This window comes from Psychrobacter sp. P11F6 (genome assembly GCF_001435295.1).
Taxonomy (GTDB): Bacteria; Pseudomonadota; Gammaproteobacteria; order Pseudomonadales; family Moraxellaceae; genus Psychrobacter.
The window spans coordinates 2,966,440-2,981,476 of the sequence record NZ_CM003594.1 but is presented as its reverse complement, the minus strand read 5'-3'; the positions used below and the strand labels follow the sequence as shown (position 1 = coordinate 2,981,476).

Genomic DNA, 15,037 nt, shown 5'->3' with positions numbered 1-15,037 from the left:
GTGATACGAAAATTGACTGTCGCAATGTCGCAATGTCGCAATGTCGCAATGTCGCAATGTCGCAATGTAATAAGACATAAAAGCCAGATTAATGTTAAAAACACTAACCTAGCTCCATGGTATGGTGTTGCGAGTGTAGTCGTTACTCAGCAGGCGCAAGTGCTGGATAACCAAGGGCATAAAGTATGCCTTCAAGCCCTGTGACATTGATGGCGGCATCAGCACGTGCTTGGACAATGGGCTTAGCATGATAGGCGACGCCTAGGTCTGCAATGGCCATCATCGGTAAATCATTGGCACCGTCACCGATACAGACCACTTGTGACATCTCGATGCCTAAGCGCTCCGCAGTATGCTCAACGATCGCTGCTTTTTTGGCACCATTGACGATGGGCAGCTGTACGTGACCAGTGACTTCCCCTTCGTCGATATCTAGCGCGTTGGCGTGAACCTCGTCAATGCCTAATTGCTCAGCGATATAGCGCGCAAAGTAGGTAAAGCCGCCTGATACCAGTACGGTATGGTAGCCCAAAGCCTTTAGTGCACTGATGGTAGTGCGAGCGCCCATTGATAGCGTTAAGCGGCTGCAGATATCATCCAGCACATCGGTCGAGATACCTTTCAATAAGGCTACACGCTGGGCAAAAGATTCATCAAAATCCATCTCACCGCGCATTGCCGCTTCCGTAATGGCTTCGACTTCTTCGCCGATACCCGCTGTTTTTGCCAACTCAACGATGACTTCTTGCTCGATTAAGGTGGAATCCATATCAAAGCAGGCAAGCTTGTGGGTACGTAGCATATGACCGACTGATAAAATGTGGCAATCGACAATATCCAAGCGTTCAGCACTGCTCGCTTGATGACTATCGTTATAAGCTTCGGTCAAGTCATGACGCAAGCGCGTGGTCAGCTGATCATCAATGATGTGAGCTGCTGCGGTTTTTTTGCCAGGATGCATGAGCGTATCAGTGACTGGTACCAACAAATATCGGAATACTTGTGCTTGGGTAAAAGGCAAGCGCTGTGCGTTTGCTGCCGTTGGCTCTGTATCAGAAACGGTAATATTGACAAAACTGGCATCAGTATCTTCAGCGACGGTGACCAAATGCCAGCTTGGCTGTTCATCGACCCATGATTGCACATACTGGTGGATATCAAGCGTCGATACTTTGGTCGGTAGCACAACAATAAGAGCAAAAACTGGCAGGGACTGTAGCGCATCAAAATCTTGTAAGTTCGTGTTATCTGGTAACAGTGACGCAATAGAGTCAACGGCTTGTTGCCATGCTTTGCTGTCTTTTGGTAACGAGTAAGATGTATTGTGTGGCATGGCTCAATGGTCCCTTGTATGCTCATATAAGATTGGGAATAATAGCAGCTTTACTCGGCAGCGCCTATAGATGACGCGCAAAGTATCACCGTCGATTAAAGATGGCAGCAATCATTGAAAAATCATTTGAAATTGAATGTGATTATTATGATAAATTTATAAATCTACTAACGCTATAAGACTTATTATGGTGATATAGTAGATAAGATAAGCGGTCTGTATTCATGATGATATTTACAACAATGCTCTCAGTCACCGCTTACCAAATGTGCCGTAGATTATCCTGAGTATTAGTATTTGAGACAGCAGTTTTTAAGTAACCAAATCTTGTTGTAAATGCTATTTTAGGCAACAACAGAGGTGTCGGGTTATGGTACTTAAATTCAATACATACTTGTTAAGATACGCACTATTATAGTTTTTTTAAATTCGCCAAAAAATGAGGGATAGCCTTGTTTTTTTAATTTCTCTTATCCAAAAAAGTTTACCATATCATGACGTATTTAGCGCCGCGGCAAGGGTTGTTTGCCATTATTCTTCTGGTTAGTTTTTGTTTGCAGACGTTGTTATTGGTCATCAGCACCGATCAACAGCTGAGCAAAAGTCGTGCGTTAAAAGGCGAGCAGATGGTCGCCCAGCTGATTGATGAAGCAAGGTTGTCTTTAGAAAATAAAGACCGTGTCAGCTTAAGTGTCATTGCCAATCGCTATACCAGCGAGCAAGACGTGACGCGCATATTAATTAAAGACAATAATGACGACATCTTGGTGCCTGTTGGCAATGCGCCCATGCAGCAAGGTGATACCATTCGTCAGATCGCCACCAATGGCGATTCGGTGATTGGCAGTGTGTCGTTGACGTTAAAAGATATTAGCAAAGGCGAGATTATCGCTATGCAATGGCCGTTCGTCATCGGTACGATGCTGCTGCATTTGTTGCTTTGGCTGGTTTATGGTTACCTTGCCCGTCCAACCAAAGAGCAAATTAACGCGCTTAGCCGCGATATTCAAGATTTGCATCGTGAGCAGTATATGCAAATCGATCAGCGCAGTTATGATCGGGAGCTTGAACGCCGTGCCACGGATACGGATAGAGAAACTTCGGAGCATTCTGTAGAGAGTAAAACGGACAGTCAGCCAGCCAATGCACACAAATTGGATGTACATAGTGAAGTAAACCAGTATTTAAGAACGCAACAGAATCAAGCGGCAACTGATACCACTGGCTCTAATAGTCAGCCTATCGATAGTACGACTGAAGAGCGAGCAGAGCATGATGCAGCAAATGGAGCTGCCCAAGATGAGATAAGCCGCGCTCCTAAATCTGGTAGCGCCTCTCGGTTGTCTGCCACCCGCTCATTTGACAGTGTGAGAGTGCAGATTGTATTCCATGACGAGTTCAATATGCTTGAGCGTCTGGCACCGGCTCAGCGTTTACCTTATTTGGCATTATGTACGCAGCTATTAAACCAAGCGGTGACCGAGTTACTCAAGCAGCCATTGTTGTTGGGTGTCAGCGCGATGAACGAGCCGCGTTTCGATGACACGGGTGCTAGCGTGTTGTTAAAGGCGGACAATAGCCATGCCAAAGTGGCGTTAGCAGGTGTGATGCTTGGCAAGCTGTATCTGATGCTTAACAAAATCATCCATGACAAGCACATTGAGCTAAGTCGCTTTGCACTACCTGCTAAAGCAGGGGTCAGCGATGATGCACAGGCGCAAGCAATGACGCAATTATTACACAGCGTCGGCAAAAAAGAGCAAATGCTGATTTTGTTACCTAATGCAGGTCTCAAGCAAATCAGCCACCATGTACAGGTACAGAGTATCATGCGCCCAACCACTGTTTATGAGCGTGAATGTGCGGTGTTCGATGGTGGTAATGATTCGATGATCCAACGCTTAGCGGATGTGCGCAATGCGGTATTGATGATTGAAAGCGCAGATGAGTCGGCTATTTAATGCTGCTTATATTCGCTTATTACTATACAATTGTCTGAGATATTGTCTCTGTCGTTATGTTTAAACAGCCTAAAAATAGGGCAGTAATAATAAAAAGCATTGACAACGTGAAGTAGAGACTTTATAAGGCATATATATATTAATGTATTCTTAATACCCTTGCTAAAAATGATAGGAGTTTGTCATGAGTGACGCTGATATTGACGACGATTTTGATGATGATTTTGTCGACGATGATGATGCAAAGATGGTGGAAGAGGCCGAGACGAGCGTGCGTACGCGCTTAAGTAGTCTTGAGAAGCGTCGACTGATCGATAATCTGCTAGAAGAAAAGCGTTTGGCCAAAGAGCTAAAGGATGATCTAGACGATATAGACAATTTCGATGAAGATGGCGATGATTGGGATGATGACGATCTTTAGTGTTTAAACTTAAGTCATAGCCTAATGTGAAAGTGCTCAGTCATTTAAGCCGACTAAAGCCTTTTAATAACGGCATATTAGCTGATAGTGTAATGCTAATGATATCGCGATCGTTATTTTTCGATGGTTGCTAGCAACCCGCTCTATGCAATGATTCTTATTTTATAAAGATGGTTTGGGTGCTTTACCGAAACCATTTTTACCTTCAAATTATCCACTATTCTGCACTTAACCGATCGTTTATGGCGACTGCCGCACTCTATCTTTCAAGGACAATTACATCATGAGTAACCAACTAAGCTTCGATGAATTATTAGACTATTTGGACAATCAAGAGAGCCCGTTTGTGCTTGATAGTGTCGCCGCGCATGGTTTTTTGACAGCGACAGTTATTGGGCGTCCATTACCGAATTGGCTGGATGCACTGTTTGAAGGTCATGTTAGCGAAATCCCAGAAAATGTCATCGACGGTATCCAGCGCTGGCGCGATTCTATTATCGCTGAGCTAAAAAACGAGACACCTATTGAGCTACCGTTTGGTGAAGATGCGGGTGATGAAGAAGTGGCCGTTGATTTTTCAGATGAATCAGATATCGTTGCTTGGTCAATTGGCTTTGTCGATGCGATGTATGGCGACGAAGCCAGCGATTGGTTTGAAGATGAAGAAACGGCTGAAGATGTGGCTGTCTTGACTTTACCAATGATTTTGCTAAGCGGTATCGATGATGAAGATCCAGAGCTTGCAGAGATGCGTAAAGATGAAGACAAGCTGGCACAAATGGCCAATAGCATCGAAGGCAATTTGACCGAGTTATTTTTATTGTTCCATACCAACGATTAGCCTTTTTTATCAATATAGGGACAGCGTGGTTTGGTCTATATCCAAGTTGACGCTGTCTATATAACGTCACCGATAAGGTCGTATTATGACTGTGCAACTCTCCAATCTTGAGCATTTGCCCAATTATCAAATCACCGAGCGTTTGGATGTGGTGTACGGCAGCACCGTGCGCTCAAAACACGTCGGCAAAGACTTGTTTGCTGGACTAAAAAATATCGTCGGTGGTGAGTTAACGGCTTATACTGAACTGTTAGAAGAATCACGGCAAGAGGCGATCGATCGGATGATTGTCAAAGCAGAGGCTTTGGGTGCAGATGCAGTTGTGGGGTTACGTTTTTCGACCTCTAGCATCGCGCAGGGAGCTTCTGAATTGTTTGTCTATGGCACCGCTGTCAAAGCCATACCGATGCCGCAGCAAGTCTACCAAACCCCACCAAGCGACTCTTATCATCAGTCTGGTCAACAGCCAAATCTACAAAATTCTGCACCGACAGCGACCGATGACTTGCCACGTTTCAACCCTTTTGGTTAGCTAACCAAATCTTAAAGCATCGATGCTTTTTTATGATAAGTTTATGACAAGAGACGTGCCATGAATAACTCCCTTACCCAAATGCTTATCAATTACGCACCGTTTATTTTACTATTCGCTGCTGGTTGGTTTTTTGGGTCGCGTCATGAGCGCCAACATCTCGCGCAGTTAAGCATTGCAGAGCAAGAATTAAGCCATATTATGGTCTCAAGCGAGCGCTTTTATGTGCCAAAACTTGTTGCCCATACTGAGGGCGAGTTAGTGCTTGGCAGCGTGGTTATTGCCCAAGATTATTTCAAAATGATTATCGCTCGGGTATTGAGCATTTTTGGCAAAAACTTGACCACTTACGAGACATTATTAGACCGTGCCCGCCGCGAAGCTCTGGTACGTATGCGTACCGAAGCACAAGCCAAAGGCTATAACCATATCTATGGCTTACGTCTAGAAGTCAGCAATATCAATCAACTGGGCAGCATGGTAGAAGCTATTGCCTATGGTACGGCAGTTATCAGTACTGACCGTCACTAAAGTCCTGCCAATTTAAGATATATTCTTAATCTTATGTTCTTTCTTATCCCCAAAATAAGCACTTATCTTAGTTATCCTTGCGTTGCTATCAATGCCTAACAAGAAATTATAGAGAGTCGACTATATTATGCTTGAACTTTTCTTCTGGGGCTTCCTGCTACTTTTACAGATTGTTTTTGGGCTATTGATGTTTTATGGTGTGTTTAAAGTGATGCTCTGGTCTAGTCGTACAAAGCTTTCAAAGCGTACTTCCAGCTCATCTTCTGGAGATGACATCAACAACAGTAATCATAGCGGATATAGCAGCAATGACTCTTGTGGTGACAGTGGTGGTGATGGTGGCGGGTGTGATTGATTCCTTTCTTAGCGACAAATCTGCTCGTTCTCAGCCTAAAAATATAAATAACGGTATACCTTAAAGTTTTTCTATACTTTTATATGGCGGATATCCTACGTTTGGATACTGACTGGTGAGTAGTTGAATAAAATAGATAAGGCAGACTTTACCCCTATATACTTGCTTTTACCCTGTCTTATTTTTTGCTGTTTTTTAATTTATTATCGGTGTTTAACGGCTATTGATTATGAGGACACGCCTTAGCAAGGATTGCTAATCAGGCGTCATTTAATCAGCATAATCGGTCTATAAAATTCATCTATAAAATGAACCTATAAACAGCTCTTATCTACAAGGATGTAGTTATGGAAGGTCTTGCCATAGTCACGTTAGTCAATTCAGTTATCATTCCTATTTGTCTGTTTTTAATCATGATGGGCATGGGTCTGACCCTCGTCACCAACGATTTTAAACGGGTTTTAAAATACCCAAAAGCAGTCGGCATTGGCTTGATCAATCAGTTGATACTGTTACCTATCATTGGCTTTGCGTTAGCCAATATCATGCCATTACGCCCAGAATATGCCGTCGGGGTTATGCTCCTCGTATTGTGTCCGGGTGGCACTACCTCAAATTTATTTACCTATTTAGCCAAAGGCGATGTGGCGCTGTCTGTGACGATGACCGCGATTGCGAGCGTGATTACCGTCTTTACCATTCCCATTGTGCTGAGCTTTTCATTGATTTATTTTATGGGCAGCGGTAGTGAGTTTGAGTTACCAGTAGTAAAAACGATGCTGACTTTGGTGGTGCTGACGATAGTGCCTATTAGTGTCGGTATGCTGATTAAACGCTATGCACCAACCGTTGCCGATCGTTCACAAGTCTATGTATCTCGATTTGGGGTGATATTTTTAACGTTTTTAGTGCTATTTTTGGGCTATGTGCAACGCGATATCATTGTCGACGCCTTTATCGCTACTGGTCCCGTATCGGTATTATTAAATCTCTCAACCATGGCGCTCGGTTATTATAGTAGTAAATGGTTCGGTCTCAACTGGGCGCAAAGAACCTCGGTAACGCTAGAAGTCGGTCTACAGAATAGTACCTTGTCGATATTTATGGCATTGACACTATTATCTAACTACGACATGTCGATGATGCCAGCCATTTATACCTTGGTGATGTTCTTAAGCGCGGGGATTTTGGTGCGTATATTTAGCGCTCAACACGATAAGCTGAGAAAAGCTGAAATAGAAAGTAGTGTGTTGGCAGCGCGTATGCTGTAGATGCTGAAAACCCATAACAGGTTTAAATATTGAACCTTGTTATTGGTAATAGGTGAGTTATCTATTTATAGCATTTAGCATTGACCAATACCAATCAAGGTCGGCGGGTATTTATACTGCTTCTAGCTTCCGCTTGTTCACTAGCCGTTTGTTCTTTCACTTTTTCAATTTGAAATAAGAAAGTACGGTTTTTCAGTACCGCCACAAACACCACGCCGCCGACGGTATTGCCCACCAATATCACTACTAAAAACAGTAAATAACGCCCCAAGCTGACGGTATTGCCGTATAGCAAGGCAGAAAAAATCTCAATGTTGCCCACGATACTGTGGTGCAATCCTAAAAAACCAATACTGCCAGTAATAAGCGTTACCAAAACGATGCGGCTAAGGGTGTCACGTGCTGAGGTCACAAGCCATGCGGTGACGCCCATCATCCAACCTGCCAAGATGGCGCTACCAAATATGACCCACCACCTAAATCCTAAAATGTGTTCGGCATAAGTGTCGATGTCGCTCACGCTAAACAGCTGCATATTTAAACCCAAACCTATCATCAATGCGGCAAACAAACAGCCGCCAACGATGTTACCAGCGATGACAATGCCCCAAAGGCGTAGCAATTTGTGCAGCGGTTCAATTTTGTTAAGCACAGGTAGGCTTAATAATGAGGTTTGTTCGGTGAATAATAGCGACTGACCAATGACGACGATGATAAAGCCAATCGGGTAAAGTAGGGAGGCGAGCACGATTGCGTATTGGCTTGGTAGCACACTACTCAACAGCGCAAAAGCCGATAAAATCATAAAGAAGCTAATGCCAATCTCAAGCCCAGCGGTAAAGGCACTGGTAAATAGCGAGCCAAGCGAACGCTCAAAGGTTTCTTTGGCATCCATCACTTGCTCAACCAAGATACTGGCATAGCTCTTTGCTTGGCTTAAATTGTCATCATTGGCGACTTTTTTGATGGTTTCTTTATCTGCTTCGCTCATATCTTCAGAGAAATCTTCGTCTTCTAAACTTTCTGTCGCCTCGGTATCATCAGCCATCACAGGCTTGCTAACGTCTTTACCCTCAGCAACAGATGGTTGATAAGCGCTATCATCAATCAAGCGCTTATCGTCTATTTCATTAGCGTTAGATTCATCAGCTTGAGAGTGGCTGCTATTGTGATAGGTGTGCTCGGTATCTTTGGACACGGTCGGCTCGCTGTTGGTTAGAGAGGGTTTTGATGTTTTTTATATAACGATATCACCCATATTCTAGCGCATGATGGTGAGATGTTCTGTTGAACATTCAACCGATTGGGGGTATTGATTGAGTAATAACTTGATTAAAAACCGCCTTCAGGCTTTATAAATTGTCTTACCATCTAACAAAATCTGCCTATCTGCGTTAAAATCACACTATCAACTATTTTTCCTGTTTTTATAGCATTTTGCGCTATCTCATTTTGACCACATTCATTATCAACAATAAGATCACCCTATTATGAGCAATCCTAATACCGTTACCAGCATTGATAGCAATGCGAAAACTAACCTAACCCAGTCGATCCAAGCGGCGCTAAGCCAATTAGAGAGCGCCTATAATCCTGCGGAAGTTGAAGCAGGCATGTATCAAGGCTGGGAAGAAAGCGGCTATTTTCAGCCGACTTTTGATAAAGACGAGTCGTTTTCTATTGCATTGCCACCGCCGAACGTCACTGGCTCGCTACACATGGGTCATGGTTTTAATAACGCTATTATGGATGCGCTCACCCGCTATCACCGTATGGATGGCGACAATACGCTGTGGCAGCCAGGTACGGATCATGCGGGTATCGCCACCCAGATGGTTGTTGAGCGTCGTCTGGAGGCGCAAGGAATCAAGCGCCGTGATATGACGCGTGCAGATTTCATCGATAAAGTATGGGAATGGAAAGAAGAGTCGGGCGGCAATATCACTAGCCAAATTCGCCGTTTGGGCAGCTCGGTTGACTGGTCGCGTGAGCGCTTTACCATGGATGATGGTCTGTCTAACGCAGTAAAAGAAGTGTTCGTTCGTCTATTTGATGATGGTTTGATCTATCGTGGTAAGCGCTTGGTCAACTGGGATCCAAAGTTCCAAACCGCGCTATCTGACTTAGAAGTAGAAAACCACGACGAAAAAGGTAGCTTGTGGCATTTCCGCTATCATTTCACAGATACAGAGCTAACGACTCAAGATGGTAAAAACTATCTCGTCGTCGCCACCACACGTCCTGAGACATTACTCGGTGATACCGCTGTCGCTGTCAATCCTAGCGACGAGCGTTATGAACATTTAGTCGGCAAAACTATTACCTTGCCAATCACGGGTCGTGTCGTGCCTATCGTCGCCGATGATTATGTCGAAAAAGACTTCGGTACAGGCTGTGTCAAAATCACCCCAGCGCATGATTTCAACGATTATGAGCTAGGTCGTCGTCATAGCTTGCCATTGATTAATATCTTAGATGAGCGTGCCAATATCTTGCCAGCGATGGAAGTCTATCCTGATTTGCAGACACGTGAGCCTGAATTAGAGACTACGCCTAGTGAGTACGCAGGACTTGAGCGTTTTGCGGCGCGTAAATTCCTTGTAGAGCAAGCAGGCGAGCAGGGCTGGCTAGAAGATATCGAAGACTACGCACTAAAAGCCCCGCGCGCTGAGCGTGGCGGTACGATCGTTGAGCCGTGGTTGACTGATCAGTGGTATGTCGCGGTCAAAGAGCTTGCCAAGCCTGCGATTGACGCGGTAGAAGACGGCAGCATTGAGTTCGTCCCTGCGCAGTACAAAAATATGTATATGGCGTGGATGACGGATCTGCAAGACTGGTGTATCAGCCGTCAGCTGTGGTGGGGACATCGTATCCCTGCATGGTATGACGATGCGACAGGTGAGATCTATGTCGCCCGTGATGAAGCGGAAGTACGCACTAAATATAATCTAAGCGACGATGTAAAACTGCGCCAAGACGATGACGTACTTGATACGTGGTTCAGCTCTGGTCTATGGACGTTCAGTACGCTTGACTGGGCAGACGTCAACGCTGATCCACGCGTGATGGACACCTTCCACCCGACCAGCGTATTGGTGACAGGTTTTGACATTATTTTCTTTTGGGTGGCCCGCATGATCATGATGACCATGCACTTTGTGAAAAACGAAGACGGCACGCCGCAAGTACCGTTTAAGACCGTCTATGTGCATGGTCTGGTACGTGATGGCAATGGTCAAAAAATGTCAAAATCGAAAGGCAACGTCTTAGATCCTATCGATCTCATTGACGGTATTGAGCTAGAAGCGTTGGTCGAAAAACGCACTAGCAATATGATGAATCCAAAAGACGCGGCCAAAATCGAAAAGCAAACGCGTAAAGAGTTCCCAGAAGGTATCCCAGCCTTTGGTACCGATGCACTGCGCTTTACCTTTACCTCACTAGCCAGTACTGGTCGCGATATCAACTTTGATCTAAAGCGTGTCGAGGGCTATCGTAACTTCTGTAATAAGATCTGGAACGCTAGCCGTTTTGTACTCATGAACTGTGTCGATAGTGAAGGTACTGCCAAGCCTATCGACCAAACGGCCAACCCTGACGTTTGGGAATTGCCAGAAAAATGGATCATGAGTCGTCTGAACTCTACCATTGCCGATATCCATCAGCATTTCGCCCAGTATCGTCTCGATATGGTTAGCCAAGATATCTATGAGTTTATCTGGAACGAGTACTGTGATTGGTACGTTGAGCTTGCCAAAGCCAGCCTAAATGATGACTCGGTGTCTGACGAGCGCAAAGCGCAAATCCGCTATGTGCTACTGCACGTGCTTGAGACGGCGCTACGCTTCACCCATCCAATCATGCCGTATCTGACTGAGCAAATTTGGCAGACCATCGCGCCGCTACTGGGTCGTAAAAACACTGACAGCATTGTGGTCGCTAACTATCCACAAACCGATGATACCCAAATTAGCGAGCAGACCGAAGCGGATATGGCGTGGCTACAAGAGCTAATCGCGAGCGTCCGTAACATCCGTGGTGAGATGAAACTGGGTAATGCCGTGCGTCTGCCAGTGCTATTACAGAATGTCTCTAGCGAAGAAGAAGCGCGTCTATCCCGTATCAAAAACCAGTTCAAAGCGCTTGCCAAAGTCGAGAGCCTAGAGATCGTCAAAGAAGGCGATGAAGTGCCACTATCGTCATCAAGTATGGTCGGTCAGCTACGGGTACTCGTACCGATGAAAGGGCTCATCGATCCAACGGCTGAGCTAGCTCGTTTGGGCAAAGCGCATGAAAAACTGCAAAAGCAAGCTGATGGTATCGCGCGCAAGCTCGGTAATGAAGGCTTCGTCAGTAAAGCACCTGCGGAAGTGGTCGATGCTGAGAAGGCGAAACTGGCTGAGCTAGAAGGGCAATTGACCGCGATGACGGCGCAGATGGAGCAGTTAAAAGCGTTGTAAATAAGGCGTAAATATTTATATTGTCAAAGAACGCTGTCACAATTGTGATGGCGTTTTTTGTTGTGTCCTGGTTATCTTTGTATCTTATTCCTATATTATGACCGAATATTTATTTTCTATTACTTACAGTAGTATTTTATCCATCAGATAAATCGTGTTATCAGTACGTGAACTCGATAATTATGACTATATAGTGTAATTTATTGTCATCATCTGTCTTAGTATTATATAGGTTTAATGACTTTATTTGGTCGATCTCTGAGGATATCTGTTAATGTCTTATGACAAAATTGTGACAAGCATGAACGTATTCATATAGAGTCTATACATGAATGTAGAATATTATAGTGAATTTAAACTTCTATGGCTGTATACTGTCTAATATAGATATAATATCAATACTAAAACTTATGTTTAAGATATTCATACCATATATAGACAATAAGTACTGATGTTAACTATCATTATTTTATTGAGCTCAATCACCTCTTTATCGAGTGGAAACTTATAATTCCATACTCTGCTGGCTGCTTCAACTGTGACTAATATTATATTTAAAGGCATACATGGTACTACTAAGTATCATTTTGAATCTATAGATCAGAAAGGATTTATTATTCTTCCAGACGCAAAAATAGGAAAGGCTGGAAAAGGTATATATTTTTGGCATTATAAGAAAAATAGAGGCACTGCTATATATTGTGCCCAAAAGTGGTATGACTTTGCTCTAAAACAAAAGATGTACGACAGTAACAAAGATTGTCAAATAGTAAAAATAGACGTTTCTATTGAAGCAGATAAGGAAAAAGTATTAGATTTCGATATGGAGGTAAGAGAAAGTTTTGATGAAGCTTTTCCTATAGGCTCACATAATGAAAGTAGCTATGGTGCTATGTTGGATGTATTTATGCAGGATTTAGAAGAGAGCTTAAATATTAGCTATGATTTGATAACGGTGGATTTATCAGTTCCTGGTTTAGGTAGGAATGTAGCTTTTTCTAATGGTCATCCAGCTCTCATTGTCAAAAATGATATAGATATTAAAATTATAGAGTGTATCGATTGAATCTAGAATTAGTATATTAATTAAGGAGAACGTAAAATGACACTCCAAGAAGCTTTAAAGAAAACTGTAAAAAAAATTAAAGCTACTAACCCTGAAGAGTTAAAAAGAAGGCTATCAGAGTCTGAAAACAGTGATTTTGCCCGTGGAGTAAATCAATTATATGTAATAGCAAAGTATAACTCTGATATGGAGTCTATGAATGCCTATTCTATAAATTTGGGTTTACAAGAAGGTATAACACTAAATGAGCATTTGACAGAAAGTGTTCTATCGAAAGAATTTAATGCTTTAGACTTACTTTCTTTGGAAACTGATAATACTCATTATTTTGTTGAATCAATATCTTCATTTCTAAATGAAAGTATTGGTACAAAGAAAGAAAACTATCTGCTAGCTGCGTGAGATTATGAAACATCATCCTATACAATTAAAATCAATACAAATAAAAAAGCTCTACTTAGAGGTGTTTAATAAATCTTTAAGTGATAAAGAAGATTTTGATGTCGATTTACAGTTTAAAATAGGCTCTAAACTGCCTGAAGATAACAAAGATATCATAATAGTAAACTTTATATGCAATGTTCAAAAGGTTGAAGGTTTCCAAATAGAGGTAAATTTATTTGGTATATTTGAGATTGAAGGTGAGTTCCCAAGAGATAAAGTCGAACATTGGGCTCATCATAATGCACCATTAATACTATTACCTTATGTCAGAGAAAATGTAGCATCTTTATGTGTGCGTTCTGACTTAGATTTTCACTTACCTTTAATTGAAGTACCAACGTTCAGGTATGAAAAGTAGTATTAGATCATGATAGTATGCTTTAAATTTAAAAAACCGCTTCAGCTCTTGCTGTGAGCGGTTTTTTAATGTCAGGAATTAGTCTATTATCTTCAAAGGAATAACACTTTAAAGTAAGGAACACCATGAACCATCTCACCGTCGGACAACGCGCACCTTTAAGCAATCTTGCCATTGACGAGACCGCACCCATCACGCTCAAATTCACTCGCCAAAGCCCAATAGAGATGGACATCAGCTGCTTTGCCTTAGACGCAGCTGGCAAATTGATCAATGATGATTACATGGTGTTTTATAATCAGCCGACCTCACCGTGCGGGCAAATCAAGCTTACCTATTACGAGTCGCAGCCAACGGCAAATAAAGGCATCCAAGCCGAGTTTGAGGTGAATTTATCCAAATTGGCTACTAATATAGACAGCTTGTTTTTTGTGTTATCAGCCGACACGCCGCTGAATCAAATTCAATCGTTAGAGATTGGCATTTGGCAGCAATTACAAAAGGCACAGGCAGAATATCAAGCGGCAGACTTTGCCCAGCAGCAAGCCAGTATGTTGATGCAGCTGTATCGTAAGAGTGGCGTTTGGCGAGTATCCAACGTCGCGCAAGGTTTTAATGGTGGACTTGCCGCCATCGTGCAGCATTTCGGTGGCGATGTAGAAGAGGGCAGCTCGACAGCAGTAGAGGCGACCGTCACGCCAGTGCAAGCAAAACCATCGCTAGAAAAGGTCATGCTAGACAAAGCGCCAAAACTGGTCAATCTGGCCAAAAAAGCCACGATATCGCTTGAGAAACGCCAACTACAACAATTAACCGCAAAGGTAGCGTTGGTGCTAGATGCTTCAGGCTCAATGAACAGACAGTACAAAAAAGGCCGCGTGCAAGAAGTGGTCAATCGCATATTGCCATTGGCAGTGAGCTTCGATGATGACCAAGCGTTAGACTGTTGGGCGTTTGCCCGAGATCCGCAGTATTTGGGCGAGATTGGGCTGAGCAACTATGACGGTTTCATTGACAACGCTCATGGCGGTTGGCGCAAATGGGCACTTGGCCCGCGCATCAACAATGAAGCAGAGGTCATGAAAGCCGTGACGGAGTTTTATCAAAAAGACGGCTTGGATGTGCCTGTTTACGTGCTATTTATCAGTGATGGCGGGGTGAATGACAATCGCGGTATCACGAGAGTCATGACGGAAGCGGCAAAACTGCCGATATTTTGGCAGTTCGTAGGCTTGGGTGGTCGTAGTTATGGCATCCTAAAAAAACTAGACGACATGGCAGGGCGCGTGATTGATAATTGTGACTTTTTTGAACTTGATGATTTGGATGATATCAGCGAAGAAGCTCTTTACGAGAGCATGTTAGAGGAATTCCCAAGCTGGTTAAAAGAAGCACGCGAGATAGGATTGATAGCGAAATAAATAAATTAGGATAATATCTTCAACGATAAAACCGTTTATAGTC

13 protein-coding genes are annotated in these 15,037 nt (G+C 43.3%); 11 read left to right on the top strand and 2 right to left on the bottom strand.

What is annotated here, in order from left to right; translation table 11 throughout:
- Positions 1–142: 142 nt before the first annotated feature.
- Positions 143–1,333, bottom strand: coding sequence for a phosphoserine phosphatase SerB (gene serB / locus AK822_RS12330; RefSeq protein WP_060491848.1), 1,191 nt, complete (start codon positions 1,331–1,333; stop codon positions 143–145).
- A gap of 494 nt (positions 1,334–1,827) precedes the next feature.
- On the opposite strand from serB, the gene AK822_RS12325 reads away from it, so the two are divergent.
- The 6 genes from AK822_RS12325 to AK822_RS12295 all read left to right on the top strand — a co-directional run bounded on the left by AK822_RS12325 (position 1,828) and on the right by AK822_RS12295 (position 7,245).
- A complete protein-coding gene (locus tag AK822_RS12325) occupies positions 1,828–3,294 on the top strand; it encodes a hypothetical protein (protein WP_060491847.1) in 1,467 nt (488 codons plus the stop codon).
- A 184-nt stretch (positions 3,295–3,478) separates the two neighbouring features.
- Entirely contained in the window at positions 3,479–3,715 is a 237-nt protein-coding gene (locus tag AK822_RS12320) for a PA3496 family putative envelope integrity protein (protein ID WP_045443968.1), read from the top strand.
- Positions 3,716–3,998: 283 nt separating this feature from the next.
- Positions 3,999–4,556 (top strand): YecA/YgfB family protein, encoded by a 558-nt coding sequence (locus AK822_RS12315; RefSeq protein ID WP_055124803.1) that lies wholly within the window; start codon positions 3,999–4,001, stop codon positions 4,554–4,556.
- A gap of 85 nt (positions 4,557–4,641) precedes the next feature.
- Positions 4,642–5,088, top strand: a complete 447-nt coding sequence (locus AK822_RS12310) for a YbjQ family protein (RefSeq protein WP_060491846.1) — start codon at positions 4,642–4,644, stop codon at positions 5,086–5,088.
- A gap of 60 nt (positions 5,089–5,148) precedes the next feature.
- Complete coding sequence (locus AK822_RS12305) at positions 5,149–5,619, top strand: YbjQ family protein (RefSeq protein WP_060491845.1); 471 nt, start codon at positions 5,149–5,151, stop codon at positions 5,617–5,619.
- 702 nt (positions 5,620–6,321) lie between these two features.
- Complete coding sequence (locus tag AK822_RS12295; protein WP_060491843.1) at positions 6,322–7,245, top strand: bile acid:sodium symporter family protein; 924 nt, start codon at positions 6,322–6,324, stop codon at positions 7,243–7,245.
- A gap of 94 nt (positions 7,246–7,339) precedes the next feature.
- Here AK822_RS12295 and AK822_RS12290 read toward each other — a convergent pair whose 3' ends face one another.
- Positions 7,340–8,443, bottom strand: a complete 1,104-nt coding sequence (locus AK822_RS12290; RefSeq protein WP_060491842.1) for a formate/nitrite transporter family protein — start codon at positions 8,441–8,443, stop codon at positions 7,340–7,342.
- 292 nt (positions 8,444–8,735) lie between these two features.
- Between AK822_RS12290 and AK822_RS12285 the strand changes: the two genes are divergently transcribed.
- The 5 genes from AK822_RS12285 to AK822_RS12265 all read left to right on the top strand — a co-directional run bounded on the left by AK822_RS12285 (position 8,736) and on the right by AK822_RS12265 (position 14,994).
- Entirely contained in the window at positions 8,736–11,705 is a 2,970-nt protein-coding gene (locus AK822_RS12285; protein ID WP_060491841.1) for a valine--tRNA ligase, read from the top strand.
- Positions 11,706–12,243: 538 nt separating this feature from the next.
- Positions 12,244–12,771, top strand: coding sequence for a hypothetical protein (locus AK822_RS12280; protein WP_060491840.1), 528 nt, complete (start codon positions 12,244–12,246; stop codon positions 12,769–12,771).
- A 36-nt stretch (positions 12,772–12,807) separates the two neighbouring features.
- Entirely contained in the window at positions 12,808–13,173 is a 366-nt protein-coding gene (locus AK822_RS12275; RefSeq protein WP_060491839.1) for a hypothetical protein, read from the top strand.
- A 4-nt stretch (positions 13,174–13,177) separates the two neighbouring features.
- Positions 13,178–13,573, top strand: a complete 396-nt coding sequence (locus AK822_RS12270; RefSeq protein ID WP_060491838.1) for a protein-export chaperone SecB — start codon at positions 13,178–13,180, stop codon at positions 13,571–13,573.
- 125 nt (positions 13,574–13,698) lie between these two features.
- Positions 13,699–14,994, top strand: a complete 1,296-nt coding sequence (locus AK822_RS12265) for a VWA domain-containing protein (RefSeq protein ID WP_060491837.1) — start codon at positions 13,699–13,701, stop codon at positions 14,992–14,994.
- Positions 14,995–15,037: the final 43 nt, after the last annotated feature.